This window comes from Paenibacillus chungangensis, assembly GCF_042675905.1.
Lineage (GTDB): Bacteria > Bacillota > Bacilli > Paenibacillales > Paenibacillaceae > Pristimantibacillus > Pristimantibacillus chungangensis.
Genome location: NZ_JBHTJZ010000012.1, coordinates 93,503 through 118,850, shown reverse-complemented (window position 1 = coordinate 118,850; position 25,348 = coordinate 93,503). Strand labels below are relative to the sequence as shown.

Below are 25,348 nucleotides of genomic sequence, written 5' to 3'. Positions count from 1 at the left end.
GCATGCAGCTTCAGCAGCAGTGTGTGAATAACTGTCAGAAGGCGTCATGAAGGTATGGAAATATATACCAGACTACTATAGACAAAAGGCCAACACGGAGAAGGCGAGAAGACTTATCCGTGTTGGCAATATGGGAGTTGTAATCATAAGCGCTGAAAAAGCTGTTACCCCTTAACCGCGCCGACTGTAATGCCTTTGACAAAGTACTTCTGGAAAAACGGGTAAACGATCATGATCGGTAAAGCGCCGACGACGGCGATCGCCATCTTGATGCCGACGCTCGGCATCTGGGCCGCGATCTCGCTTGCATTGCTGCCCGCCCCGCCGCTGGCCAAGAATTGTACATCCTGAAGCATCGTGTTCAGCATATTCTGTATGCTGAACAAGTTCGGGTCCGTCAAATAATACAGGCCGTTACGCCAGTCGTTCCAGTAGTTCAAGCCGATCAGCAGCGATAGCGTAGCCACCATCGGCAGCGACATCGGAAGCACGACCTGGAACAAGATGCGGAATTCGCCAGCGCCGTCCATTCTGCCAGCCTCGATCACTTCATCCGGGATGTTGGTACTGAAGTACGTCCGCATCATAATGACATAGAAGGCGTTCACGAGCAAGGCCGGTATGATGAGCGACCAGATCGTGTTGTCGAGATTGAAGTAACGCGTATACATAATATAGGTGGGAACCAGACCGCCATTGAACAGCATCGTGAAGAAGACGAAGAATGCGAACTTTCCGCGATGCGGCAGATCACTTCTGGACAGCGGATACGAGAGCAGCACCGTTAACAGCAAGCTGCTTACTGTACCGAATACCGTCACGAAAACGGTGATAGAGTACGCCCGAACAATGGTGTCCAACCTTTGGAACATATACGAATAGCTCTCCAGGCTGAACTTCTCCGGGAAGAGCGAGTACCCGTTGCGAATGAGCGTACCCTCATCGGTAAAGGAGGATACGACGAGCAGGACAAACGGGAACAGGCAAAATATCGTCAGCAGAAACATGATGGCATTAGCGAATATTTGAAATGTTCTACCATTCTCAACCATGGTCGATTCTCCTTTCCATTAGAATAGAGCATTCTCTTTGCTATATCGGGTAACTAGCCGGTTCGCGATGTAGACAAGCGTGAAGCCGACCAGCGACTGGTATACGCCTGCCGCCGAGGACATGCCAAGGTCGTTCAGCTTGATCAGACCGCGGTATACATACGTATCTATCGTATTGGTCACATCGTATAGCGGACCGGAATCCATCGGCACCTGATAGAATAAGCCGAAGTCAGAATAGAAGATCGTGCCGATCTGCAGGAGCACAAGTGTAATCATCGTCGGCTTGAGCGCCGGCAATGTAATATGGACCATCTGCTGCCAGCGGTTCGCGCCGTCGATGACAGCAGCTTCGTAGTAGCCTCGATCAATGCCGACCACTGTCGCGTAGTAGATGATGCAGCTGTAGCCGACCGTCTTCCACAAGTGCACGATGGTCAGAATGTAAGGCCAGTACTTGGGCTCCGTATACCAAGACACTTTCTCAAGGCCAAGCGCCGTGAGAATGCTATGGTTGACGAAGCCGGACTCTGCACTGAACATGGCGAAGACGAGGTAGCTGACGACGACCATCGAGATGAGGTAAGGAAGAAGAATGATCGTTTGATAGCTCTTCTTCCAGAATTTCGATCGAATCTCGTTCAGAATAATCGCAATGGCAATCGCCAGCACCGTGCCCAGTATAATGAAGACCAGATTGTAGCCGAGCGTATTGCGCGTAATAATCCAGGCTTCCTTCGTCTTGAACAAATATTCGAAATTGCTCAGCCCCGCGAACGGACTGCCCAGAATGCCCATGTTCCAGTTCACATGCTTAAAGGCGATGATAATGCCTGCCATGGGCACGTAATTGTTGATCAGCAGGTATATTAGACCTGGAAGCATCATGATGTACATAGGAATGAACCGTCTATAGTTGTGTTTACGTCCAGCTCTCTTCGCCTTAAGCGATGCCATCATGGTCATTCTCCTTTCCCGCTATTGCAGTTGCGACACAAGGTCATTACTTCTTTTGCTCCGCCGCCCACTTGTTCAGCTGCGCTTGCTTCTCTTTAATGATGTCGTCGATGCCGGCAGCCTTCAGCTCCTTCTGGAAGACCGGCAGTGTCTCCTCCGGATCAAGCATGCCCGTCATCAGCGCATGATGATACTTGGCCACGACGTTGGAGGTTGCCGTTACCTGATTGCGCACTTTGCTGGAGTCGTACGTAAAGCCGTAAGCTTCCGAGCGAATCGCAGTGTTGTTGAACTCCGTCTGCACTTCCCAGTAGTCAGCCGGATTGCCGTTCCATACATGACCGATCGTCTGATTCGGCCACATCCAGCCGCCGCTTGGTCTATAGCCGCTGTTGGAGCCGTCCATGCCTTCTGGATAATCAATGATGGATTGTCCGTTCGCCGCGTCGCCCACTTTAATGTAATGCTTGTCTTCCATGCCGTAGATGAGAAGGTTCATCACATCGGGATCGGTATACATCAGGTTAAGCAGCTTCATCGCCGCTTCCGGATTCTTGGAGCCGCTGCTGATCGCCCAAGTCGCCATCTGTACGTCAGTCGTCGTGGAGTAAGCCGGTACGATCTCCGATACGACAATTTCCGTTCCGTAGTTTCTAGTCTCCTGCACATCGAAGCCCGGCTTCAGGTTGGCGAAGCCGCCGAACGCGCTTCCGGCCTTCATAAGCGTGCCGGTATTCTCCGTGTTGTTAATCGCGTCCTGCATAATGAGACCGTTCTTGTACCATCTGTTCATGCGCGTAACGAAGTCCTTGTAGAAATCCGTCTCATACAAATTGACTACCTTCAGCTCCTTGCCGAAATCCATCAGCACGCCCAGATTCGTCATATCGTCGCCCAGCGGGTCCCAGCCCCAGTTCCGCACCAATTCGCCGTTGGGAGGCACAACTGGAATAATGTTCGGTTCATTCTCGCGGATCGTCATCAGCGCTTCTTCCAACTGATCCAATGTTGTAATGTTTTCGTAATCGATGTTGTACTTGTCCGCCAGATCCTTCCTCATCTCGAAGCCATATGCCTTCGCCAGATCCCGACCAGTCGTGATGCCGTAGATGTCGTTGCCTACGCGGCCGCTCTCGATATATTCGGCGCCGATCGCTTCCACTAGACCTTGACCGTATTGGTCCAGCAGCTTCGTCAGCGGAATGATCTGGCCGTTGTTAGCAGCCGTCGCAAGCGGTGTCATATAGATCGGCAGAAGGTCTACACCTTTGCCGGAGGACAGCATCATCGTTGTCTGCTGCACGTAGTTGCCGTAAGAGATGAACGTCACATCCATCTCGATGTTCAATTTCTCTCTTGTAATCTCGTTAACTGCTTTCACTACCTCATCCTTATCGTCCTTGTTCGTGCTCATCATGACGACGTTGAGCTTGACGAGCTTGTTCTCCTTCGTATCGCCGGTGGCAGCGCCTTCACCATTCCCGGCATTGTTATTCGAGCTTCCGCATGCCGAGATCAAGGATACCAGCATAACTATCAGCAGTGCGCTTGACAGCAGTCGTTTCATCGTTGTTAACATCCTCTCCTGATTGAATTAAGAACTATCTTAGCAAATATAATGTCCGCCTATCTGTAAATATAATGTCTTCATTGATCAGAAAAATGACTTATTGTTGCTAAAGCGCCTTCCAGGTAGTTCCGACACGGCAGGATTATGCTATGATATGGCTGCAAATGCTGCAATTACAGACATCACGATAGGAGTGAATCGAACATGGCAAGCTTGAAGGTGGCCTTGCAGCTATACACGCTGCGCGATTACGACAAAGGAGATTTCGCCGCAAAGCTGAGGAAGGTGCGAGAAGCTGGCTACGACGGTGTTGAATTCGCAGGCTTCGACGATATTCCGGCGGAAGAGATGAAGACCATGCTGGAGAGCAACGGTCTGCAGGCGATGGGAAGTCATACGCGGATTGAAGAGCTGCTGGAAAAGCTGGATGAGGTGATCGCTTACAACAAGGTGATCGGTTCTAAGTATATCGTTATTCCTTATTATAAAATCGAATCCATGGACGATGTGCAATCGCTGATCGGCATCGTGAAGGAGATGGGGCCGAAGGTTCGGGCCGCCGGCATGGATCTTCTCTACCATAATCATTATCATGAGTTCATCAATGATTTTGGAGATCGGCCAGTGCTGGACATGCTGCGCGACGAGACGACTGACGAAGAGCTAAGCTTCGAGATCGACATGTTCTGGACGACGCATGCGGACCGCGAGCCGGTGAAGGTGATGACCGAGTATGGCACGCGCTGCAAGACGGTGCATCTGAAGGATATGGTAAGCCGCGAGGAGAAGGAAATGACGGAACTTGGCACGGGTATTCTGGATCTGGCCGGCATTGTGGCGAAAGCCGCGTCGGCAGGCTACGAGTGGGTAGTCGTAGAGCAGGACAGAATCAAGATTGACGGCTATGCCAGCGTGAAGCAATCCCTTGACAATGTAAAGGCCCTGCTGGGAGGAAAATAACACTTTTGCGGTGAGCTGACAGATTCCTTTAGGGACACATCCCTTCGCTCATCTGGCGGAACTGTATGCACGAATTGCTTTCTTTCGATGGTTAACGGGTCTCTTTGCGCCATGTTTCTTTCGATGGTTAACGGGTCTCTTTGCGCCATGTTTCTTTCGATGGTTAACGGGTCTCTTTGCGTTTATTTGCTCTGTTAGAGGCTGTTGGTATAATTAGCGGATCTCATTGAGCTTATTCTTCAAGTTTTGGATAATCTGCACATGGAAATGCTGGAATAAGCTCCGTTGCATCCGTTAAAAGGCTGAAACGGCCATGTCGCGCATATTAAGGCTACTGAGATCCGTTACATATCAAAATATGCCTCCGGTTCTTCATGAGCCGGAGGCTGTTTGTTGTTGCTGCTGTTGCTGTTGCTGCTCATCAGTCGCAGTCAGCACTCCACCTATTCATTCCAGATAGTAGCCAGCCGGATCCTCTTCAAGGCCGAACCACACATGGCTGTATCCGCCATAGATACCTATCCCCATGACCTTCAACCCGCTCCAATAACCCTCACCCACGATAACATTGTTATGCCCCGGAGACCCCTTCCACAAGTCCAGGGCAATCTGAGGTGTGATCTCGGCTCCATATCTGGCGACGGATATCTCGAAGCCATTGTCCGTGTACTCCGTCAACTCCGAAGGCTTGCTCCACATCAACTCCGCATACTCGTGATCGGGCGTATACGCCACCGCCTTCCAGTGACCTTGATCCGACCAGCTGTGCAGATTGGCTTCCATGCCTCGCGCATCAACCCCATCCTCGGGACGATGCGCATTAGAGTCATAGACATGGTAGCGAGCTACCTTCGTGAGCGACTTCGATATTCTCATCGGCTCCAGCCCCAGCGATTCCCGATAGTCATTGATTAGATCGGCCAGCTCCCGTTCCATATCCGTTAAAGCATCCGACATTTGATCCGGATGATAAGCGACCATCGCATTGCCCAGCCGTTTGAACGTAATATAGGCTTGCTGTCTCGTATATCTGCCATTGGGCCCGAACCGATCCTCCGATACGCCTCCCATCACTCTGGCACCATTCATCGTGTCCGAAGTCGAATAGACGAATGCTACAGCTTCCCCAGCCCAATCCGCCACTTCATGGTCGTCTGCGAACCAATAGACCCCGTCGGCCGACTTCATTCCGAATAGCTTCCCTGTCCGATACAGCATAACCGCCGCTTCTTGACGAGTAATGAGATCACCTGGCCTGAACAGCCCTCTCCCCTTGCCGCTTACGATTCCCAGTGCATGCGCTGCAAGAATATCCCGATCATCTGTATCGCTGAATGCGTCGGACATCGCTTGTTTGCCCTTCCCGGCTACAATCTCCTCGGCTGTCTTCCCCAGCTTCGCCGACAGGAAGTGCATGGCTAGCCGCGCGAATTCGGATCGCGTTATATCGCCTCTGTAGTCTCTCTGCATATCCGGGGGTACAAGTCCTTCTTCTATCGCACTCTCCACCTCTTGCTGTGCCCAGTCGGAAGGCTTGTCCACAGCTGCCACTACGGCTGCAGGAACAACCGCTAACATCATCATCACGACCAAGCAAATCAACCTTCTCATCTGGCGCCTCCCCATGTATGTAGTAACCGATTCAGGATAGAAAGTCAGAGATCAGAAGTAATCCGAGAAGTAAGGCTTCTCGCGCCTGATTAGTTGCTCAAGTAGATCTATAGCCTCTTCCTCCGCTTGAATCCGGCCAATGCGCGCCAGGTACGACGGCCGCTTGTAGCCCATCAGCATCGTCGTTAAGGTCTGTATGTCCGTCGTAACGGCCGAAGCTGCTTGATTCCCTTTGACAAGCTTTCCTTCCCCCGCCGCATTCACCGTCAAGACAAACGTCCCTTGGTTCCAATCCAGCAGAGGATCATCCACTTTCCACACCAGCTTACGATCCTCTCCAGGCGGACGAAACGGATACTGTTCAATGAACAGAGGCAAGTCTACAATCCGGGCCATATAGTAAGGCGCGATTGTCTCCGTTATATCGCCGTCTTCCAACAGGAAGGCCAGCGGCTCGTTCTTGTAAATATCCCCCTTTACCTTCGTAATCATTGAGAAGTGAGCGCTGATAAAGTTCCATAGTCCAATCCGCGCTTCTTCATCGATATGAACCATCTCTTTCACATGGAACACCTCTTCCGCTACCCAATACAACAGATAACCTGTCGGCTGATCGCGGCCGTCATAATAGATCGCGGCTATCATCTCGTCTAAGTCCCAACGCAAATATTCCTCCCAGGCCAGATCATTCCTGAGCATCGCTCCATGATTGTGCAGGGCGAAGCGCTCGTAAATGTGCCGAATATGAGGATGATCAATGGCAACGCGCTCTACATTGCCGGGAACCGCCTTCGGCTTGGGCAGCTGTGTGTCTCGTACCTCGTACGATATTTTATTGGAGATGATCTCCCATCCCTTCCTCCGGTAATACGGAATGGAGTAGGGATACAAGTAAGAGATGGACTGCTTCCGCTCCCGCATATGGCTCAGCGCTTGCAGCATCAGCTTGTTCATCAAGCCCATATTGGCATATTCAGGGTAGGTGCCTACACCTGTCAGTCCGCCCATCTCATATATGCGTCCGAACATATTGACTTGGAACGGATATACGGCCAACTGCGAGATCAGCTTATCCCCATCGAACCAGCCCAGCACATCCGCATGCTTCAGAACGGGCAGCTTGGACTTTTCGATTTCCCTATTCTCCCAGCCGAACGTCTGCAGATCGCTGTTCGTCACCTGGAACACATAACGCAGCAAATCGTTAAACTGCTCGCCATGGACGGGCTCCACTTTCTTCAACTTCAGTCTATTTTGAAGCTTCCGGCGACTCATATCGCACGACCTTTCTTCTTATGTTCACCTCGTTCACTCTTGCACCATTATACCTTAACGGATTGCTGGAGAAAAAGAAGATTCTCACGTCATTGCCTTCCATTGTCAGCGCCTGTATAATTTAAAAAAATGTTGCATGCAACTGGCGATGAGAGTGGAATGAGATAAGCCTCCAACTCTTGCGCTTCATGCGGAGTTCGAGGCTGCTTAGTTGGATTTTGAGTAGTTATTGTAGTAAGAAGTTCCATTCTATACCCTGCAAGTGGAAAAGGTACAGTTAAATCCGACATTTTCACACTAAAACTAGTCTCTCAGCCAGATTAATAACATAAAATCCAGTTCATTGATCAAAAGTAGGCGTATTGCGATAAATGAATGACATGAAATACAGTTAGATTAACCTCATTAGCTTCATGCTTCATCCTATTTAAACGTAAACGGCTATCGCCGTTTTTTGGCGGCATTAGCTTGCGTTTCACGGTGAGATAGAGGCGTCACCCCCCTCTCATCCATTTCGTACAATTGTGATCCTCTATCCAAAAAATAAATCAAGCACGTTGGAGCCCGTAGACGATTTCCGATTGTAGAACTCCGAGTAACCGCAGTTATTACAATACACGACAACGAATTTATTGTGCTGGATATCGAACATTTTGGACAAGCCCGTTCCCGTCATCGCAACTTCCTTCGTGGATGCGTCTCTGCTGCCGCATTTCATACAGCCCTTTTCATTCATGCCGCCATCACTCCCTCAGTTTTTATCTTTTACGAATGAACCCGCGCCTCGTTCCATATCTGCTCTTTTCAAGTACATCTCTGTTATACTGATAAAGTAATTAGCTGGTCTGCTAAGCTATAACCTCACCCACTACTCTAACGCTGCAACTCGGCGCGATAGGAGGCTCCCTTCCTTGAGTAAAATTCTGATTACCGGCATCGTAGCCAGCGGCAAAACAACGCTTGCGAAACAGCTATCCTCATCACTCGGCATCCCTTGGCACGAACTGGATGCCATCGTTCATCATCGAACCTCGGAAGGCAGGCACAAGAGAACTGCAGAAGAGCAGCTCGAGGTCATTCGCGGCATCGATCAATCCGGTCCCTGGATATTCGAAGGAGTCGACAGGATATCCTATCGCCACTTATTCGAGATGGCCGACACGATCATCTTCCTCGATCCGCCGCTGTGGAAACGAAAAATGAGAATCATGACCCGCTTTATCAAGCAAAACCTTGGCCTGGAGAAGTGCGGCTACCGCTCTGATATCGTCATGCTGAAACTGATGTATCAATGGACGCGTGAATTCGAAAGGAACCGGTCAACGTTCGAATCCTTTTTACACCCCTATCAAGAAAAAGTCATCCGGCTGGTGGACAATGATATACGAGAAATCCCTGAGCTTCACCTAATGAAATAGGGAATGCGATTGTCTATCGGCTTGAGGCTTTCCGCGGCTCGAAGTCATTCATGGCTTGCCGCTTCATTCCCGCCCTACTTGCTGCTCTATATAGGACAAGCTCCACTCTTTCAACTGCAGCAGCAACGGAATCAAGCTCTCTCCCGTCTCAGACAGGGCATACTCCACTTTAGGCGGGATCTCCGCATACACTTTCCGGTTCACCAATCCGTCCTCTTCCAGCTCCCGCAATTGACGCGTTAATGTACGCTGAGTAATATCAGGGAATATTTTGCGCAATTCATTGAATCTCTTCGTACCATGCGTGGCAAGTTGATGCAGAATGACAAGCTTCCATTTACCTCCGATTAACTTTACTGCCAATTCCACTGGACATTCCTTGTAGCACTCCTCCATGACTACCTCCTTCCCAGTATCCTATTGGACACTAGGTATCCTTAATGTGCGTACTTACATAAATTGATCCTTTCAACTAGTATAAATACAATCACTGAACATGTTCAACCATTCCCAAGGGAAATCAAGCAGGCGCTATACAATGAACAACGAAATGAGGATAGACGAATGAACAGCAAACAGATGATGTGCGATTTGAAAACAGGACTGTGTGGAGAAGCGGAGAATGACACGATGGAAATGATCCATTTTGAAGCCCCCTTCGAAAAGGCGACGCTTTATTATGTTACCGATCCGATCTGCTCCCATTGCTGGGCGCTTGAACCCGCGCTGCGGCGATTCCAGCTGCAGTACGGACATTACTTCGAATTCCATACGGTGATGGGCGGATTGCTGGAAAGCTGGGATGGTTTTGGCGATGCCAAGAACGGCATAAGCAAGCCGGCGGATGTCGCCGGCCACTGGAGAGAAGTCGGCGAGCATTCCCGCATGCCGATTGACGGCTCCTTATGGCTTGACAACCCTATCCAATCCTCTTATCCGGCTTCCCGCGTATTTAAAGTAATTCAACAGAAGGATGAGCGGCTGGCTCATACGTTTTTGCGGCGAGCGAGAGAAGCCGTCTTCACCTTTAACCGTAATATTGGAGAACGTCAGGTGCTGGGCGAAATCGTCAAGCAATTGGGACTCGACAGCATGGAGATATTATCGGAAGCTGATCAACCGCAAAGTCAGAATCTCCTGGAGCAAGACTTCACACTTGCGAGAAGGCTTGGCGTTCGCGGCTTTCCCACTATCGTTATGATGAATGCTGAGAATAAAGGCGTGAAAATAGTCGGGGCTCGTTCATTGGATGAATACGTTCAAGGACTGGAGCAGGTTCTTACACATGCGACAGAGCTTCAACCGAAGCCGCAGCCCGACATTTCAAGCCTTCTCCCGGTAGAGAAGCTCTTATTTTCAAGAGAGCTGGAGGTTCTGTATGATTTGGAGCAAAGCGAAGTTTCATCCTATGTCCAGGCAGAGCTTTCTCCTGAACAATACGAATGGGGAGAAATCCTTGGTGAAGCTTATATTCGGGGAAAGAAATAACCTGCATAGGCTTCATGCCCTTAAGAAAACAACGAAGACGTTGATGCATTCAACGTCTTCTCTCCTTGCAGTTGTTATCTCACTAACCAACGATAATCTTGTCTGCAATCCACAATATCATCCACATAGACAATGTCGTCTTGTATCTGATACAGCACCAAATACCACTTCTCAACAAGCATGTTGTGATATTTGTTAGGGGGGATAAACTCTGCATCCAGAAAAGGATATCGCTCTGGCATCAGCGTCAATGAACGCATGGCTGAAATCAATTCGTTTTTCGTATTGCGTGCGGCTTCAAGCCAAGTAAGCATCCAAATCATCTAGTGCTACACCATTACGTCCAGCCAGACGATCCTCTTGCACGGCCAACAACTCTTCGCGCAGCTTCAACATCTTCTCACGGCGAGAGAACGCTTCAATATCCATCACGACGAGATCCCCTTCGCCGTCACAGCCGAGATTGATCCATCTATTCCCAATCCTTCACTTCCCGAAATATATCTTCAATGACAAAACCAATGCACGGAATCTTATCCGAAGTAACAGTGTCGTTGCATTCAAACAGATTGTTAAGCTCATAACGTCCGCCTTCGAGCAGCTGATATTGCTCCAGCGTACGCGCTTCTGTGTCAATGATCCAATATTCCGCAACGCCGTGCGCGGCATAAGCCTTTCGCTTAACGAGCTTGTCTCGCTTATGAGAGCTAGGCGATAAAATTTCGATGACCAAATCCGGCGGGCCTTCAATCCCTCTCTTCGTCACAATATGCTCGCGGCTGCGATGAATCATGAGAATATCCGGCTGGACGACCGTCGTTTCGCTCAGAACAACATCGATCGGAGCATGAAACACAAGAAAATCCTTTCTGCAGCTTTGCTTGATGATAAACGCTAATTCTCCGCTAACAGCTTGATGCGTTGTAGACGGCCTCGGCGACATCAATTCCATAATCCCGTCAACAATCTCATAGCGCTGCCCGTCATCCGGCCATTCGGCATACATCTCATAAGTGACCGGCGGTTCCAGCACTTGATCGGCAGTTTTCTTCTGCGCATCACGATTGATTCCCATAACATCCGCTCCTCTCCATATGAAAAGCACCTCCAATAGTAACACAAATTGTGTGTCTACGAAGGTGCTTCCTTGTTACTCCTATTATGATTACACCTGCTGTTATTTGTCAATAAACCCATCAGGATCAACCTATCATCCTTGCCGGCCACGAAACTTCGCTGACACGCTCCTTACCAGCAACCCCAATACCGCTATCGCAACAATACCGGCACAGGCATATGCAGTCCATACTACTGCCGGGTATGCCTGCTGCTTCACTCCTATCGCCACCAGCGCCCATACGAACACCAACATGATGGCGACATCCCGATGACGCAATCCAAGTACCAGAGCAAGCAGAGCTGCTACGCATAACATCAGGACAGCCCAGGTGGTATCGGACAATCCGAACCCCTTCCAACCGTTCGCGGATAAGGCCACTGCCACATTGACAATGGAAGCTACACATATCCATCCCAGATATATACTGAAGGGCAACGAGACCAACCATCTTTCTACTGAGTTTCGGAGTTCATTGCGAATCGTTCCAGAATATATAAAGATTAAAGAAATCAGCAATGCAAACATCATAAATACACTGCTCGTCAATTGCTCATAATGCCACAACAATATCCACGTGATATTGGACAGGCAAGATAAGAAAAATAAAGGGCCGATAGCCGCTATCGACGAACTGTCCCTTCCCTTCTTCGTTAAGCCGTAAAACACAAAGAGAAGCAAAAGCAAATAAATGAGAGACCAGATCGCAAAGGCATAACCTGCAGGTGTGACCAGCACTGGATATTGAGCCGATATCTCTCCCGTTGTCTTGCCGCCGATCGGCAGCCGTTCCGCTAGTATATTCACAATAACCATCGCCGCATAACCGATTAAATTAAGCAACGGATACATCCGCTTCATAGGAGAACCCCTTTCTTTCATGAGCTTATTCATTACAATCAGTTTTTGTCCCATCGTTCCTATGATATACATATACCCACCGTTGATATAATATACGCGTGGAGAAGCATTTAGAAATACGGCCGGAGTTTTTTTAACGAAGAACGATTAAATTGGACTTATGGATGAAGATAATGGTTTAATATAAGCAGGTCCAAAAATAACCATGAATAAACTGAGGAGGAATGGCCAATGCCTACAGTTCAAGTAGAAGGAAGAGAAGCCATTACAGCAGTTGAAGGCACGAAACTAGTGCTTGCGTTAGAAGATAGCGGAATCGATGTTCTGCACAGATGCGGCGGCAATGCCAGGTGCACGACATGCGCCGTAGAGGTGCTCTCTGGGAATGCGGGCGAGATGGGAGAAGCAGAAGCAACGATACTCCGCAATAAAGGGATCGAGGATCCCTCAATTCGTCTATCTTGCCAGATCCGACTTCAGAATGATGTAGCCGTCAGGCTGATCAAGACAGCAACTTCCACAGGCTTGGAGCCCGGAACTCGTCCTCAGGATTAATCTATCTTTGAAGCAAAGGGCCGAGACCACGCCACCATTCAGCGGACTATCTTTAGCCTGAGTGGATTGACCATAAAGAAAAACAGGAAAGGACGCAAAGAAGCTATCCACTTCTTCGCGTCCTTTATTTTGCACCTATTTATAATGCCCCTTGCCGTTAATCACTCTGCTCTTCTATACGAGGCAGTTGCCCTCCCAGTCCTTGTTGCTTGGTACGCCGAGCAACTTGGCGACAGTCGGCGCTATATCGAGAATGCTGGCAGCGTCAATCTGCTTCCCGGGAGCAATCGTCGGCCCCGTTATTAATAATGGAATGGTCATATCCTCCGGCATATCCGTCCCGTGTCCACGCCCGTGTCCGCCATGATCCGACGTGACGATAACCGTATACTCCTCCGGTATGGCACATGCTGCTTGTTCGATGCACACCCAGGAATCATGGACAGCCTGAATATATTCGGCCGACATCCAGCCGTACTTATGGCCCGCTTCATCGACATGTCCCAAATACAAGAATGTAAAATCAGGCTGAACTCCATTGATGAAGTCGATGGCTTGCTCGGTGAGCTTCTTATTGGATGCCTCATAAGAAGAGAGATCGCCGGATACGAACAAGCTATAAGCTAGCGAGCCGGGACGCGTCAAATCGCGAAGCTCCGACCAGTTGTGGAAGAAAGCGCATACTTTCTGATGGGTACGAAGCTGCTCGCAAAGCCCTGCTACCGGGCGCACCTGTGGCGTATATACATTATCTACAATACCATGACGCTCCGGCGGGACGCTGTGGAACATCGACATATGACACGGCAAGGTTACGCTTGGCATAACGGTCTGCCCATGCAGCGTATAGCTCCCTTTCGTCATCATTTCTTTCACATAGGAATGCCCCGCCGCTTCCAAGCTGTCAGGACGCATCCCGTCTACCGAGATGAGTAGCACTTTCTCACTCATAGCCTATTCCTCCTCGAAATTCGAAACTTTAAAACACATGCGTAGGCCTCAATAGAAACCAATAAAAAACAACAAATACCCCATGAATACACAATCATATTAAGCGCAAAGCTATCAAACGTCAAGTTGTATTTTACATAATATTCATCTGCATTTTATGTCTCAATAATAATCCGGTCCCATAATAAAACTTATCCCAACATAAAGGAGAGAATTATTTTGAAAAGAAAATGGGTTGGTCTGGGCGTAGCAGCAATATTGATTTCTTCTCTAAGCAGCCCCCCAGCTGCACTTGCCTCCGAATCTTTTGATCTCACCATCATGCACTTGAACGACCACCATTCGCACTTGGAAAGTCAAACTTACGATGTAAGCTTAGATTATGACGATGCACAAGAAGGCGAAAAAGTGCGCTTGGAGTTAGGCGGAATGTCTTACATATCCTCGTTAATAAATGAAAACAAAAACGACCACTCCTTGTATTTGCAAAGCGGCGAAGTGAACGGCACACTATATTTCAGCCTCTACAAGGGCGAAACGGACATAAAGGTGTTAAATGCCTTGCAGCCTGATGCTTACATGGTCGGGAACCATGAGTTCGATGAGGGCGACCAGCGTCTTGCCGACTTGTACGATATGGCAACCTTCCCGATTCTATCGGGCAATATTAAACCGAATGAGAAATCGCCGCTCTATGGAAAACTGAACAATCCTTACATGATTAAAGAAGTAAACGGCGAGAAGGTTGCGATCATCGGCGTTGTAAAGATTGAAAAAACGAAGGAATCCTCTCTTGTTAGCGATGATGTGGACTTTATTAAAGAAATCGAATTTGTAAAGTCTGCCGTTGAAGAAGTAAAGGAGCAAGGCATCAATAAAATCCTGGTGCTGAGCCACTTGGGTTATGACTTCGATCAGGTTCTGGCAGCTGAAACAAGCGACATCGACTTGATCATCGGCGGAGATACACACAACTTGCTTGACTCTTCGGGTGAAATGAAAGAGCTTGGCTTGCCTGTGAGCGGCGAATATCCGACGATTGTTAAAAACGCAGACGGTAAAGACACTTATATTGTTCAAGCATGGGAATATGCGAAGGTATTGGGCAAAATTGATCTGAAATTCGATCAGAAAGGCGAAGTGATCAGCGCAGAAGGGAATCCCATTGCTCCCGTTAGCGGCCCTTATCAAATTCATGTAGACAGTAAGTGGGTTGAGGCGGATGAGACTGCATTGGCCAAAATCAAAGATACGATTGCAGAAAGCAATGTATTGGTAGAGGGCACTATCAATCCTGTTGTAGAGGAAATCATTGAACCTTATCGGGAAGCGGTAGAGGCTGAAATGGCAACGGTTATCGGCACTGTGAAAGAAACATTGACCAATGAGCGGATCCCTAAGCCTTTTATAGACACGAAAGATGCAAACGGAAGCTTTGCAGCACAAGCTGTTGCCGATTCCTTCTTATACGGCTTGCCGCATGCTGACCTTGCGATTCAGAACGCCGGCGGCGTAAGGTCCACCTTTTTACAGGGCGATTTCACAATGGCGGATGCCTACACCATGTTGCCGTTCTCCAATACAGTGACTACTCTTAAAATAACTGGCGAAGAAGTAATCAACGTTCTGGATGACGCCATCCGTTACTCGCAGGGCATCACACAGTCAACAGGCGCATTTCCTTACGCATCTCATCTGCGATATGACGTTTACTTGAATGCACCAGAAGACGTCAAGAGTGTATATAACGTAGAAGTCAAAGATAGAGAAACAGGCGAATGGTCTCCCATCGACATGAATCAAACCTATGTTGTAGCGACAAACTCCTTTACAGCTCTGGGCAAAGACGGCTATGTTACGTTTGAAAAGGCTGTACAGAGGGACTCTAGTGTAAAAGAGGAAACTCACATTGCATATGCCGTACCGCTTGTTGAGTTATTTACAAAGCAGCTTAATGGCGGAGAGCTTGTTAAACCGAGTGCGGACAGCTACTCTATCAAATCGGTAAAAGAATGGCAAGCTGAACAATCCGAAGGATCGGAAGGATCGGAATCAACCGAAGCAACTCCTGATGGCGAGTCCCAGGAAACAACAGAAGAAGTTAAAACGTATACGATTGTAAAGGGAGATACGCTCTATAGTATTGCTAAGAAAACATTAAACAACGGAGCGCTTTGGAAACAAATCTATGCCTTAAACAAGGATATCATTAAACATCCTAGCTTCATTTATCCAGGACAAGTGATCGTACTGCCGTAAATAAAAAATGCCGTTCTTCCCTCATGGGAGGAGCGGCATTTTTTATTTCCAGGATGATTATCGGTAAGTACTGAGCCTCAGCTCATAAAAATACTGTACGACGGGATGCTTCAGCTTAATCTTCTCGCTCATGTTCAAAATCCGCTTCTTCCCCACTCGCCTGTCCACCAACGCAAGAACATTCAACAAGATGTGATTGCTCTCGATGCTTTCATCTATGGAAGTAGATAAAAAACGAGTCGCAACATCGGTGAAATTGGACTTGCTTAATTCTGACTGCGCCAACCACAGCTTCTTTGCAAGTTCGGATTTTTTCCTGCCTCTTGCGATAACTTCCAGACGATCCTCCGGAACATTTCCCTTGATCTCCCCTCTGACGAGCTCAAGGTCTTCATCGGTGACAGGAACTTGGATGGTGGGATCATTTTTTATTTCCAGCTCCGTCCCATACCATCTAATCCATTTCGCGGCATCACTCATGTTAAGGATGTTCTTCTTATCTACCGAAATATAGCATTGCCCTGCTTTGTCAGATACATAACGATAGCTCGTTGAGCGATATTCGTACGTTCCAACTAACGCAGGACAGAGAAAGCTCTCCAGCTGTTGCTTCAATTTGCTCCAGGACATGTATGCCTCCTATGTTCTCAATCCTCGCTATAACATTACCACACTTTCCTCATAGATTCACAATGTATAATTCCAGCCAGCCGGATCGATGTCGCCTGACAGCCGGTCAATATAGTGCATGATGGCGCTATATAAATAATCTGCGAAATCTTTATCGGTGAATTGGTTCATATAATTTTTGAATCGCAAATCGCTTTTATAGGTGTGTGCAATACAGGCTAACAGCTCAACATTACAGGTCATCGTAAGCTCAAGGCACCTTCTCCATTCTGCGACTAGTTGCTGTACGTCATCGGAGGAAGGGGGCAGATGCATACAGGAAGCAATCTTCCCCAATACCTCTTCCATGTGTTGTTGAAATTCAGAGAAAAGCTTGGCTTGCTCATCAGGCGTAAGCTCTTTCAGCTTACCCTCGAAGGCTTTATATTCCTCAGTCTCGCCATAGATGAATCTCGCTTCATTCGCATATTGCTCTTGTATTGGCAATACGGATGAATCATTGAAAATTTGCAAGTTGTAAATATCCTTCCCCGATACATATTCATCCAAAGAAGACATGATGGCTTCTAATTTTTGTTTCCTTGAGAGTAAAGTCTGGCTATGCTTTCTTAATATCTGCTTCTGTTCCTGTTTAGTCAGCTTCACAATATCTGCAATTTCCTTTAAGGAAAAGTCCATTTCCTTCAAAAACAAAATGGTTTGAAGCTTCTCCAAACTGCTTCGATCGTAGAGACGATACCCTTTCTCCGTAAAGAAAGTCGGCTTAAATAAATTGATTTTATCGTAATAATGCAAGGTTCTAGTTGTAATGCCTGTAATTTGAACGATATCTTTAACAGCTAATAATGGTTTCTTCATCCCAGAATCCTTTTGTTTCATTTAATATGTGCTCGGCAGGGGTAATTGTCGCTTCAAAGATCGATCTCCCTGTTTTTTCTAAGTAGTACTGGATCAAATAATAACCGCAGGCGTAGCCAGCACTATAAGGCATATGAACGGGTTCAAAGTTTTGAAGTATTGCTATTTCGTCTCCATAGAGATACGGCGCAATTTTATGGAATCCAGTTATTTGGAGTTGTTCCTTTATGACGGGTTTAATCCGCTTGTTAAGCGTTTCTGCATTTGTTTTCGCAACCCACGGGCCGAGCAATTCTTCCCCATACATCATAGTAGCAAAGTTCTCCGCTAATCCCTCACTAACGATTAATTCGCCTAAGGTGACGGTATGGTCCCACTGAATAAATTGATACCGGACATTATGGTTGCATTCATGCGCCAAAGCCGCCTTCATTCGAGGTATCGTATAGGCATTGGGCACAAGCGTACCGAATATATACCCTGGAATACCGCCATCTCCGCTATACCCTTCGCTTAACCGTAATGAGGGACTTTCTGGATTCCCTAATTGAATGGTGAATAAGTAGTCGGTTACGGAAAGCTTCACTCCGTGCTCTGGGAAAGCATGCAAGCTTTTCGTTATAGCCTCTTCACATGCTGACCAAAAAGAGTCGGACGAAATGAGTTCTATTTCTTTTGAAACTTGATCTGTAACCTGGTTTGGAGGGAGGTTCATGATATTATTCAACATCATCACATCAAATCCTTGCGGTTCTTCGGCTTTAAAAGGAATTTGCTGTATCTCCCACTTCTTCATAAAGGGGGCCAGCATTTCTTGTCTAAATAATTCTACCTTTTCCTCATGCGGCGCTTGTGCAACCTTTCGATAAATATGATCTGAGCGCAGGGTACGTATGTTCATAGCTTCTCCTCCTAAATGGCTTATAGCGAGAATTATGCACTATGACGCAACGTAGTAGTCAAGATGAAAAAAGATGCCGATTCGCTCAACGTCTTCACCCGATCCATCTCCCTACTCTCACAGAATCTCTTCGTTCTATATCAAGGTGTGCCTTTATTCGCGGATTGGAACGACAAGCCTTGCGACTGCAGCGCCTCTCGCAGCTTGGGCATTGAACTGGGACCTATTCCATGCAAGCGCAGAATGTCGCGCTCAGTATATTCTGAGAGCTTCTGCAGAGTCGCAATGCCTTCATGCTCCAATGCGCGCCGGGCAGGATTGGACAATTGCGATAGAAAGCCGGATTTTGGCTTCCTATCCTGTTCGCAGACCGGACAGGTCGGACAATCGCTGCTTTTATAGTAGCGATGACCTTTTTCACAAACTCTCAATGTTTTATTCGAGACTGTCATAACTGCATACCATCCTTTCCGTCATCAATTGCTATTATTATACCACTATTACAAGCCATCCAATTCCTATCGTTGCAATACTTCAGTTCATGCAAAAAGGGTCAAGCGGCAACGTCGCGTTTGGTGAACAGCAGCCACGCTGTTACTTGGAAGACTACATAATACAACAGAAGCATGGTGATGGAGAACGACAGCGTCATCTCCGGCCGCAACGGCGTACCGCCCTCCAGATAGTTGGTCAGATCAATATTGGAGAACAGCAAATATTTGGACCATTCAAACTTGCTGAGCATAGCAGACAACGTAGTGCCAAGCAGCATGAACAGAAGTGAGAACGCAATGGCCATCGAAGAACTCCGGAACGCGGCTGATATCATGAAGGCCATTGTCACATACATGACAAGCGATACGACGGAGTAGCCGTAAGTTTGCAGCACATGCGCCAGCATGGAGCCCTCTTGCACGATGCCGCTGGCATCAACTGCTATTCGCGGCTCGCTGCTTGACGCGAAGCCTTCCAGGATGCCGCCCGCCAAGTATGCGGAAGCGAAGCAGAGCAAGAGCAGTGTCAATGCGAACGTTAAGGTCACCGCATATTTGCTCAACAGTATTTTCGTTCGCGATGCAGGACCGACTAACAGCAGCTTGATCGTTCCCCATGTGAATTCCGCCGCAACCATATCGGCTGCGATAATGACCGTGAGCAGTGTGACCAGAATGATCAATCCGGCTGAATTTTGTACGTATTCCCAGTGCGTCAACGCGAAGGGATTGATTTCGTGCTCCAAATAATATTGGTTCAGCGTGATCTCGTTCTCCAGCATGGACCTCTCTTCCTCGCCAACCTCCCCCTGCTCCGCCAAATATTGCTGCAGCCCTTCAACGTAGCTGCTTACACGCTGCTCCCAGCCGGTCTGATCGGTTCGATTCTCCTCCCATTTCATCACGCCGCTCATGAGCGCGACAGCCATCAGCAGCAACGCAATCAACACCCATGTCCTCGGCCTGCGGTAGATTTTCATATTTTCGTTCCGAATTAGTCCTATGAAATTAGACAATCATCTCGCCTCCTGTCACTTCAAGGAATTGCTCTTCCAAGGTTTGCCGAACGGCATGGATGCCCATGACGTCTACACCTGACTGAACGAGCAGCTTCACGATATCGGGGATGCGGGCGGCCTCCGCGGCAAGCTCCAGCTGTCCTCCATGGATCGCGATCGGCATCTTCTCATAGGTCTGGGTGAGCAGAAGCTGGACGGCAGACGCGTCCTTCACTTCCAGCAGGATCTTACTCTGCGCCTGACCGCGCGCTTCATGCAGCGATCGAACGTCCATCAGCTTCCCGCTCTGAATGATGGCGATTCGATCACACATCAGCTCCATCTCGGATAGCAAGTGTGATGATACGATGACAGCGAGCCCCTCTTCCTTCGCCAGCATGCGCAGATAATCACGCAGCTCGCGGATGCCCGCGGGGTCCAGTCCGTTCGTCGGCTCGTCGAGAATTAACAGCGACGGACGATGGAGGATCGCTTGCGCTACGCCCAGTCGCTGGCGCATGCCGAGCGAGTATCGCTTCACCTTCTCGTGAATCCGATTCTGCAGGCCGAGCAGTTGCACGACCTCGTCGATTCGTTGCTTCGTTACGCCGTTGTGGCGTCTTGCGAAGTGAACGAGATTATCGTAACCCGACATGAACTTATACATTTCCGGATTTTCAACAATGGCCCCGACATGGGTCATCGCCAGTTCGAATTGCTTGCGCAAGGAGACCCCTTTAATGCTAATTTCCCCCTTGCTCATTGCAATCAATCCGACGATCATTCGAATGGTCGTTGTCTTGCCTGCCCCGTTCGGTCCCAGGAAGCCGAATACTTCCCCTGCCTGGACCTCGAAGGACAGCTGGTCAACGAGCTTGCGACTGCCGATCGATTTGGTCACATCGCGAAGCTCCAGCACTGATTTCGTCATGGTATTTCCCCCCAACTGGATTGTTCAATAGAACTATACCGCAAGGCGGGAGCATACAGAATAGACCTCGGTCAAGGACTAAGCCCTCCCGAGGTCTGGTTTTCAAAGCTATGATGAATTAGCGATCACGAAAAAAATCTTGCCAAGGATCCGCGCTGCCACCGATTCTCAAAAGCGCATCCGCCATGCTGATGCCGTCGGGAGCAACCGTGTCCAGTTCGTCCCATGAGATAGGCATAGATACCTTGCCTCCTTTTCTCGCTCTTATGGAATAGGGGGCGATGCTTGTCGCGCCTCTGCCGTTGCGAATCCAGTCAATGAATATTTTGCCGGCGCGATTAGCCTTTCTCACATTGCTGGTGTAACGGTCAGGCCACTTCTGCTCCATCACCCCAGCAACCCTCCTGGCAAAGTCATGGAACTGATCCCAGCTCATCGCCGGTTGGAAAGGGACAACGACATGATAGCCTTTACCCCCGCTCGTCTTAAGGTAGGTACGCAGAGAGAGCTCGTCAAGTACGCTCTTCATATCCCTCGCCCCCTGTCGCACTCTGTCAAGGTCCATTCCTTCATCCGGGTCGAGATCGAATACCATCATATCGGGCTTTTCCAGCTCGTCGATGCGGCTCCCCCATATATGAAATTCCAGCGTGCCCATTTGCGCTTCCGCTATAAACCCCGACGAATTCTCGATATAGAAGTAGTCTTCCCTCTTCCCACTGCCAGTCGTAATCGGTATAGTGACAATTCCCTTGTTGTCAGGTCCGGGATGCTTCTTATAGAAGCAAGTCTGCGATATTCCCTTGGGACATCGTACAAGCGTGAGAATTCTGCGACTTGCATAAGGCAGCATATGTCCCGCGACCTTGGCATAATACCGGATCACGTCTTCTTTTGTAATGTCAGGGTCAACGAACAGCACCTTGTCCGGGTTCGTAATCGGAATGCCTTCGATGACTATGCTGTTAGAGATGGCGACTACTTTCCTCTCCTCTTCTGCGGCGGGAGATTCAGGCTGAATGATCTCCACCTCTACTTCCTTTTTCACTTCGCTCGCTTTTTTATCCGTTCTTAATCCTTTGAAGCTGGCTTGCCTTAACTGATGCTCCTTCGTCCATTCGGCGAACTTGATTTCCGCCACCACCTCAGGCTCAAGCCAGGTAAGCTTTTCTTTCGGTCTAGACTTGGGAGCAACTTTAAAAGGCGGAGTCTTTCTCTTTAATTTCTCGAATTTCTTCTCAAGCAGCTTCCTGTCAGCCTCGCCAATCCCTGTACCGACACGTCCGGCGTAGACCAATTCCCCATCTTCATAGACGCCAAGGAGCAGAGAGCTTATTCCGTTCGTTTTTTTGTCGGACAGAGCATATCCTCCGATGACGAATTCTTGCCTTCGATCGCATTTCAGTTTGATCCAATCACCGGTCCTCGTGCCGCTATAGGCGGAATCCGCCTTTTTACCGATTATCCCCTCCATGCTCGCTTCGCAGGCTGCAGCGAAGCTTTCTTTCCCTCTTCCTCTAATATGACGGCTATAATAAAGGTTGCCCGGAGCATTTTGCAGCAACGCCTCAAGCCGTTCTTTCCTGTCCGTTAGTGGTTTCCCCCGAAGGTCTTCACCATCCAGCGCAAGCAGATCGAAGACGATATAGGTCAGATTCCGAGCTTTTGGATTTTTGAAATAGTTCTGCAGAGCTTGAAAGTCCGTCTTGCCCGACTCATCCGTAATGGCAACTTCGCCATCCAGCACCATCGCCCTTCCGGCTGCAAGGTCAACGAGAGCGGAGGCAATGTCATAGAACCGCTTGGCATAATCATTGCCGTTCCTGGTTAACAGCCGAACATCGTTGCCCTCCACGAACGCAATCATTCTATAACCGTCATATTTCATCTCGTATAACCAATCGTCGCCCCTGGGTATCGCTTGAACGGATTTGGCTAGCTGCGCTTCGACTTTGCTGAAGGGATTTCTTGCGAATTTCTCCTCTTCCCCCACTTCGATCTCCACCATGGTGCGTCCGGTTCTGATACTCGTTCGGAATCCCGATATCCCGTCATCCGTTTGAACATACTCGTCCCTTTCCTTCATGAGCAACCAGTTATCCTTCTCATCGCCGGATTTCGCTTGCCAGCGGATCAATACCCACTTCCCCCGAAGCCGCTTCCCTCTCAACACAAACTTCAGTTCGCCTTTCAGAAGCCCTTTCTCCACGTCACCATATGGTTCCCAGATGCCTTCATCCCACAGCATGACCACGCCGCCGCCGTATTGTCCCTTGGGTATTGTTCCTTCGAAGTTTCTGTAGTCCAGCGGGTGATCCTCCACCATGACGGCCAGCCGTCTGTCATGAGGATTATAGGAGGGGCCCTTAGGCACCGCCCAGCTTAGAAGAACGCCCTCCCACTCCAGACGCAAGTCGTAGTGTTCTCTTCTCGCCATATGATGTTGGACGACGAATTTCAAGCCTTCTTCCGAAGCTGCTAATTTCCCTTCCGGCTCCAACGTTTTATGGAAATTCCGTTTTTGGTTGTATTCGCCCAATTTCTTCGTCATGCCATCACGCCGTTTCCCTTATCCATTATCAAATGACACAAGGATATGGTTTCCAATTGGTTCGTTCCTATTCCGAAAGCGCAATTTCATTTTCTCATTAGCTTTTTCCATGAGCGCCCTTGGCTTTGTCACTTGCTGATACAAGCGGTATAACCCGAATAAATAAGGTAAAGAGGATGGCTGCCATGACTATAATGGCACATGCCAAAAAAACAGTTGTTAACGCTTCGCTAAACACCATTCTTACGCTTGTCACCGTTTGTTCTGCCACTTGCTGCAAGTCTTTAGGCATGCCATTTAATACTTCCTGCAGATGCGGTTGATCCAGCAGAATTTGCGGACTCATCAGTTCGCCCAGCTGCTCGGCTTGTTCACCACTCAGAGCTGACTGTCCGCTGGCTGTTCCCCCCGCAAACCTTTCTGTCATTTTTGCTGCCATGCGCGAGCTCATGATGGAGCCTAGCACTCCGATGCCCATTGTACTCCCTAAGGAACGGAACAGCTGCGATGAGGCGGAAGCTACACCTAATTGACTTAATGAGACCGCATTTTGCGCAATGAGCGAGAACACAGGCATGCTCACTCCCAGTCCTATTCCAACAATACATAAATAAATAATGAGGAGATATACAGGAGTATCCGGTGCGATAAAGTGAAGCAGAATAGCACCTGTGGTCATGACAACTAACCCTGCAACAGCTAATCCTTTATATTTACCCGTTTTAGTCATGAACTGTCCGGCAAAAGCCGTGGCGAATACCATCGCAATGGACATAGGCATCATAATATATCCCGATATACTTGGAGAGAGTCCATAGACGCCTTGAATGAAGAATGGAGCATAAATCATAACGCCCATCATTCCAGCGCCAAGGAAGAAACCCGCTAGATTAGAAAATGTCACAATGCCATTCTTAAATAAAGATAAAGGAAGTATAGGTGTCTTCACTTTCAATTCTGTTATGCATATACAAATCGCCTATAGCTGTAAAGGCCGTTGACATTATGATACCGGCGCCAAAGCCGGTAATGGCTCTAAAAATAATAAGCCCAAAAATAGTAGTAGAGAAACCGGACAAAAATGCTCCCGCCATAAACAAACCAACTCCTGCAAGAATAAATGGCTTCCGTCCATAGATATCGGAAAGCTTACCGACGAGAATGGTTGCCACAGCCATTGTCAGCAAATAAATGGTGATCACCCAGGTGTAATAGTCCATACCGCCAAGCTTCGCGATAATTCTTGGCATAGCAACACCAATTATTGTTTGGTTGATAGCAGAGAAAAACATAGCCACCATAATCGCAATCATAATCGTAACTTTTTTCTTTTCAGTCAGATGGGTCATTCAAACATTTCCTTTCCTGATTCTTTTCAGATTATGATTCGCTTCCTCAAAGACGTCTACCAAACACTCTAATTCCGGTTCGGACAAATGATAGAATACCTGTCTCATTACGTCTTTTCCTTCGCTTCGCATTTCTTTTAGCGCTTCCTCGCCTTTTTCTGTTATTTTCACATGAACGATTCTACGGTCTGCCTCATCTCTTATTCGTTCGATAAACCCTTGATTCATTAACTTATCGGAAGCCACCGTAACCGCGCCTGGCGTCAGACAAATGGAATCAGCTAATTCAGACATTCTCTTGGGACCGCCTTGTTCCAGCACATAAAGAATGTAAGACTGTGATCCCGGAAGTCGCTTCTCGAATATCTCATTCCATACATAGCCCATATTTCTGGATAATTGCCAGAATGACATCTCGAACTGTGAGAAAAGCTTCTCATTCAATAAACTCGCCCCTCTCCCGTAGTTAGTTTAACAATTGAAAATTTTAATGATCAAAGTATTAGTTAGTATAAATCCCTATACAATAATATGTCAAGTTATTGTAAAGGGATTTAAGGGG

25 protein-coding genes and 1 pseudogene are annotated in these 25,348 nt (G+C 48.2%); 5 read left to right on the top strand and 21 right to left on the bottom strand.

The window, feature by feature from the left end; translation table 11 throughout:
• Window positions 1–164: 164 nt before the first annotated feature.
• From ACFQ2I_RS11640 to ACFQ2I_RS11630, 3 genes are read right to left on the bottom strand one after another with little or no spacing between them, the layout of a single operon-like run.
• A complete protein-coding gene (locus tag ACFQ2I_RS11640; protein ID WP_377564372.1) occupies window positions 165–1,052 on the bottom strand; it encodes a carbohydrate ABC transporter permease in 888 nt (295 codons plus the stop codon).
• Between the two features lie 18 nt (window positions 1,053–1,070).
• Window positions 1,071–2,012: an ABC transporter permease gene (locus ACFQ2I_RS11635; RefSeq protein WP_449290078.1), complete on the bottom strand. Its 942-nt coding sequence runs from the start codon at window positions 2,010–2,012 to the stop codon at window positions 1,071–1,073.
• 43 nt (window positions 2,013–2,055) lie between these two features.
• Complete coding sequence (locus tag ACFQ2I_RS11630; protein WP_377564369.1) at window positions 2,056–3,576, bottom strand: ABC transporter substrate-binding protein; 1,521 nt, start codon at window positions 3,574–3,576, stop codon at window positions 2,056–2,058.
• Between the two features lie 207 nt (window positions 3,577–3,783).
• On the opposite strand from ACFQ2I_RS11630, the gene ACFQ2I_RS11625 reads away from it, so the two are divergent.
• Window positions 3,784–4,539 (top strand): sugar phosphate isomerase/epimerase family protein, encoded by a 756-nt coding sequence (locus ACFQ2I_RS11625; RefSeq protein ID WP_377564368.1) that lies wholly within the window; start codon window positions 3,784–3,786, stop codon window positions 4,537–4,539.
• Window positions 4,540–4,986: 447 nt separating this feature from the next.
• Here ACFQ2I_RS11625 and ACFQ2I_RS11620 read toward each other — a convergent pair whose 3' ends face one another.
• From ACFQ2I_RS11620 to ACFQ2I_RS11610, 3 genes are all read right to left on the bottom strand, one after another.
• Window positions 4,987–6,150, bottom strand: coding sequence for a CAP and S-layer homology domain-containing protein (locus ACFQ2I_RS11620; protein ID WP_377564366.1), 1,164 nt, complete (start codon window positions 6,148–6,150; stop codon window positions 4,987–4,989).
• A 51-nt stretch (window positions 6,151–6,201) separates the two neighbouring features.
• On the bottom strand, window positions 6,202–7,425 hold the full coding sequence (locus tag ACFQ2I_RS11615; protein WP_377564364.1) for a GNAT family N-acetyltransferase: 1,224 nt from the start codon (window positions 7,423–7,425) through the stop codon (window positions 6,202–6,204).
• 532 nt (window positions 7,426–7,957) lie between these two features.
• Entirely contained in the window at window positions 7,958–8,161 is a 204-nt protein-coding gene (locus ACFQ2I_RS11610) for a zinc ribbon domain-containing protein (protein WP_377564362.1), read from the bottom strand.
• Window positions 8,162–8,336: 175 nt separating this feature from the next.
• Between ACFQ2I_RS11610 and ACFQ2I_RS11605 the strand changes: the two genes are divergently transcribed.
• Window positions 8,337–8,843 (top strand): hypothetical protein, encoded by a 507-nt coding sequence (locus ACFQ2I_RS11605; RefSeq protein WP_377564361.1) that lies wholly within the window; start codon window positions 8,337–8,339, stop codon window positions 8,841–8,843.
• 63 nt (window positions 8,844–8,906) lie between these two features.
• On the opposite strand, the gene ACFQ2I_RS11600 is transcribed toward ACFQ2I_RS11605, so the two are convergent.
• Window positions 8,907–9,239 (bottom strand): winged helix-turn-helix transcriptional regulator, encoded by a 333-nt coding sequence (locus tag ACFQ2I_RS11600; protein ID WP_262679201.1) that lies wholly within the window; start codon window positions 9,237–9,239, stop codon window positions 8,907–8,909.
• A 168-nt stretch (window positions 9,240–9,407) separates the two neighbouring features.
• On the opposite strand from ACFQ2I_RS11600, the gene ACFQ2I_RS11595 reads away from it, so the two are divergent.
• Window positions 9,408–10,331 (top strand): DsbA family oxidoreductase, encoded by a 924-nt coding sequence (locus ACFQ2I_RS11595; protein ID WP_377564360.1) that lies wholly within the window; start codon window positions 9,408–9,410, stop codon window positions 10,329–10,331.
• Between the two features lie 74 nt (window positions 10,332–10,405).
• Here the strand turns inward: ACFQ2I_RS11595 and ACFQ2I_RS11590 are convergent, their stop codons facing one another.
• The 4 genes from ACFQ2I_RS11590 to ACFQ2I_RS11575 all read right to left on the bottom strand — a co-directional run bounded on the left by ACFQ2I_RS11590 (window position 10,406) and on the right by ACFQ2I_RS11575 (window position 12,309).
• On the bottom strand, window positions 10,406–10,654 hold the full coding sequence (locus ACFQ2I_RS11590) for a type II toxin-antitoxin system RelE/ParE family toxin (RefSeq protein ID WP_377564359.1): 249 nt from the start codon (window positions 10,652–10,654) through the stop codon (window positions 10,406–10,408).
• Window positions 10,629–10,763 (bottom strand): hypothetical protein, encoded by a 135-nt coding sequence (locus ACFQ2I_RS11585; protein WP_377564358.1) that lies wholly within the window; start codon window positions 10,761–10,763, stop codon window positions 10,629–10,631. Before ACFQ2I_RS11585 ends, ACFQ2I_RS11590 begins: the two co-directional genes overlap by 26 nt.
• 40 nt (window positions 10,764–10,803) lie before the next feature.
• A complete protein-coding gene (locus tag ACFQ2I_RS11580) occupies window positions 10,804–11,406 on the bottom strand; it encodes a Uma2 family endonuclease (RefSeq protein WP_377564357.1) in 603 nt (200 codons plus the stop codon).
• Between the two features lie 135 nt (window positions 11,407–11,541).
• Window positions 11,542–12,309, bottom strand: a complete 768-nt coding sequence (locus ACFQ2I_RS11575; RefSeq protein ID WP_377564356.1) for a tryptophan-rich sensory protein — start codon at window positions 12,307–12,309, stop codon at window positions 11,542–11,544.
• A 231-nt stretch (window positions 12,310–12,540) separates the two neighbouring features.
• On the opposite strand from ACFQ2I_RS11575, the gene ACFQ2I_RS11570 reads away from it, so the two are divergent.
• The gene (locus ACFQ2I_RS11570; protein WP_377564355.1) at window positions 12,541–12,864 is read left to right on the top strand and encodes a 2Fe-2S iron-sulfur cluster-binding protein; all 324 of its coding nucleotides are present in this window, start codon (window positions 12,541–12,543) and stop codon (window positions 12,862–12,864) included.
• A 174-nt stretch (window positions 12,865–13,038) separates the two neighbouring features.
• Here the strand turns inward: ACFQ2I_RS11570 and ACFQ2I_RS11565 are convergent, their stop codons facing one another.
• Entirely contained in the window at window positions 13,039–13,815 is a 777-nt protein-coding gene (locus tag ACFQ2I_RS11565; RefSeq protein WP_377564354.1) for an alkaline phosphatase family protein, read from the bottom strand.
• Window positions 13,816–14,034: 219 nt separating this feature from the next.
• Between ACFQ2I_RS11565 and ACFQ2I_RS11560 the strand changes: the two genes are divergently transcribed.
• Window positions 14,035–16,074 carry a 5'-nucleotidase C-terminal domain-containing protein gene (locus ACFQ2I_RS11560; protein ID WP_377564352.1) on the top strand — a complete coding sequence of 680 codons (2,040 nt, stop codon included), beginning with the start codon at window positions 14,035–14,037 and terminating at the stop codon, window positions 16,072–16,074.
• A 57-nt stretch (window positions 16,075–16,131) separates the two neighbouring features.
• Here the strand turns inward: ACFQ2I_RS11560 and ACFQ2I_RS11555 are convergent, their stop codons facing one another.
• From ACFQ2I_RS11555 to ACFQ2I_RS11515, 9 genes and pseudogenes are all read right to left on the bottom strand, one after another.
• The gene (locus ACFQ2I_RS11555; RefSeq protein WP_377564351.1) at window positions 16,132–16,704 is read right to left on the bottom strand and encodes an SF0329 family protein; all 573 of its coding nucleotides are present in this window, start codon (window positions 16,702–16,704) and stop codon (window positions 16,132–16,134) included.
• Between the two features lie 57 nt (window positions 16,705–16,761).
• Window positions 16,762–17,562, bottom strand: a complete 801-nt coding sequence (locus ACFQ2I_RS11550; protein ID WP_377564350.1) for a MerR family transcriptional regulator — start codon at window positions 17,560–17,562, stop codon at window positions 16,762–16,764.
• Window positions 17,537–18,463, bottom strand: coding sequence for a DUF2268 domain-containing protein (locus tag ACFQ2I_RS11545; protein ID WP_377564349.1), 927 nt, complete (start codon window positions 18,461–18,463; stop codon window positions 17,537–17,539). Before ACFQ2I_RS11545 ends, ACFQ2I_RS11550 begins: the two co-directional genes overlap by 26 nt.
• Window positions 18,464–18,603: 140 nt before the next feature.
• Window positions 18,604–18,915 carry an RNA polymerase alpha subunit C-terminal domain-containing protein gene (locus ACFQ2I_RS11540; RefSeq protein ID WP_377564348.1) on the bottom strand — a complete coding sequence of 104 codons (312 nt, stop codon included), beginning with the start codon at window positions 18,913–18,915 and terminating at the stop codon, window positions 18,604–18,606.
• 101 nt (window positions 18,916–19,016) lie between these two features.
• A complete protein-coding gene (locus tag ACFQ2I_RS11535; RefSeq protein ID WP_377564347.1) occupies window positions 19,017–19,973 on the bottom strand; it encodes an ABC transporter permease in 957 nt (318 codons plus the stop codon).
• The gene (locus ACFQ2I_RS11530) at window positions 19,966–20,886 is read right to left on the bottom strand and encodes an ABC transporter ATP-binding protein (protein ID WP_377564346.1); all 921 of its coding nucleotides are present in this window, start codon (window positions 20,884–20,886) and stop codon (window positions 19,966–19,968) included. Before ACFQ2I_RS11530 ends, ACFQ2I_RS11535 begins: the two co-directional genes overlap by 8 nt.
• A gap of 118 nt (window positions 20,887–21,004) precedes the next feature.
• The gene (gene ligD / locus ACFQ2I_RS11525) at window positions 21,005–23,437 is read right to left on the bottom strand and encodes a DNA ligase D (RefSeq protein ID WP_377564345.1); all 2,433 of its coding nucleotides are present in this window, start codon (window positions 23,435–23,437) and stop codon (window positions 21,005–21,007) included.
• A 97-nt stretch (window positions 23,438–23,534) separates the two neighbouring features.
• Window positions 23,535–24,786, bottom strand: a pseudogene (locus ACFQ2I_RS11520) (MFS transporter).
• Window positions 24,787–25,230, bottom strand: a complete 444-nt coding sequence (locus tag ACFQ2I_RS11515) for a MarR family winged helix-turn-helix transcriptional regulator (protein WP_377564344.1) — start codon at window positions 25,228–25,230, stop codon at window positions 24,787–24,789. It abuts the pseudogene before it with no gap.
• Window positions 25,231–25,348: the final 118 nt, after the last annotated feature.

Bases quoted from the DNA above. Each gene is read 5' to 3' on its own strand.
- ACFQ2I_RS11635 (WP_449290078.1), bottom strand. From the start codon at position 2,012: ATGATGGCATCGCTTAAGGCGAAGAGAGCTGGACGTAAACACAACTAT.
- ACFQ2I_RS11600 (WP_262679201.1), bottom strand. From the start codon at position 9,239: ATGGAGGAGTGCTACAAGGAATGTCCAGTGGAATTGGCAGTAAAGTTA.
- ACFQ2I_RS11570 (WP_377564355.1), top strand. From the start codon at position 12,541: ATGCCTACAGTTCAAGTAGAAGGAAGAGAAGCCATTACAGCAGTTGAA.
- ACFQ2I_RS11590 (WP_377564359.1), bottom strand. From the start codon at position 10,654: ATGATTTGGATGCTTACTTGGCTTGAAGCCGCACGCAATACGAAAAAC.
- ACFQ2I_RS11580 (WP_377564357.1), bottom strand. From the start codon at position 11,406: ATGGGAATCAATCGTGATGCGCAGAAGAAAACTGCCGATCAAGTGCTG.
- ACFQ2I_RS11565 (WP_377564354.1), bottom strand. From the start codon at position 13,815: ATGAGTGAGAAAGTGCTACTCATCTCGGTAGACGGGATGCGTCCTGAC.
- ligD (WP_377564345.1), bottom strand. From the start codon at position 23,437: ATGACGAAGAAATTGGGCGAATACAACCAAAAACGGAATTTCCATAAA.
- ACFQ2I_RS11540 (WP_377564348.1), bottom strand. From the start codon at position 18,915: ATGACAGTCTCGAATAAAACATTGAGAGTTTGTGAAAAAGGTCATCGC.
- ACFQ2I_RS11575 (WP_377564356.1), bottom strand. From the start codon at position 12,309: ATGAAGCGGATGTATCCGTTGCTTAATTTAATCGGTTATGCGGCGATG.
- ACFQ2I_RS11625 (WP_377564368.1), top strand. From the start codon at position 3,784: ATGGCAAGCTTGAAGGTGGCCTTGCAGCTATACACGCTGCGCGATTAC.
- ACFQ2I_RS11595 (WP_377564360.1), top strand. From the start codon at position 9,408: ATGAACAGCAAACAGATGATGTGCGATTTGAAAACAGGACTGTGTGGA.
- ACFQ2I_RS11630 (WP_377564369.1), bottom strand. From the start codon at position 3,576: ATGAAACGACTGCTGTCAAGCGCACTGCTGATAGTTATGCTGGTATCC.
- ACFQ2I_RS11615 (WP_377564364.1), bottom strand. From the start codon at position 7,425: ATGAGTCGCCGGAAGCTTCAAAATAGACTGAAGTTGAAGAAAGTGGAG.
- ACFQ2I_RS11610 (WP_377564362.1), bottom strand. From the start codon at position 8,161: ATGAATGAAAAGGGCTGTATGAAATGCGGCAGCAGAGACGCATCCACG.
- ACFQ2I_RS11620 (WP_377564366.1), bottom strand. From the start codon at position 6,150: ATGAGAAGGTTGATTTGCTTGGTCGTGATGATGATGTTAGCGGTTGTT.
- ACFQ2I_RS11640 (WP_377564372.1), bottom strand. From the start codon at position 1,052: ATGGTTGAGAATGGTAGAACATTTCAAATATTCGCTAATGCCATCATG.
- ACFQ2I_RS11545 (WP_377564349.1), bottom strand. From the start codon at position 18,463: ATGAACATACGTACCCTGCGCTCAGATCATATTTATCGAAAGGTTGCA.
- ACFQ2I_RS11550 (WP_377564350.1), bottom strand. From the start codon at position 17,562: ATGAAGAAACCATTATTAGCTGTTAAAGATATCGTTCAAATTACAGGC.
- ACFQ2I_RS11555 (WP_377564351.1), bottom strand. From the start codon at position 16,704: ATGTCCTGGAGCAAATTGAAGCAACAGCTGGAGAGCTTTCTCTGTCCT.
- ACFQ2I_RS11530 (WP_377564346.1), bottom strand. From the start codon at position 20,886: ATGACGAAATCAGTGCTGGAGCTTCGCGATGTGACCAAATCGATCGGC.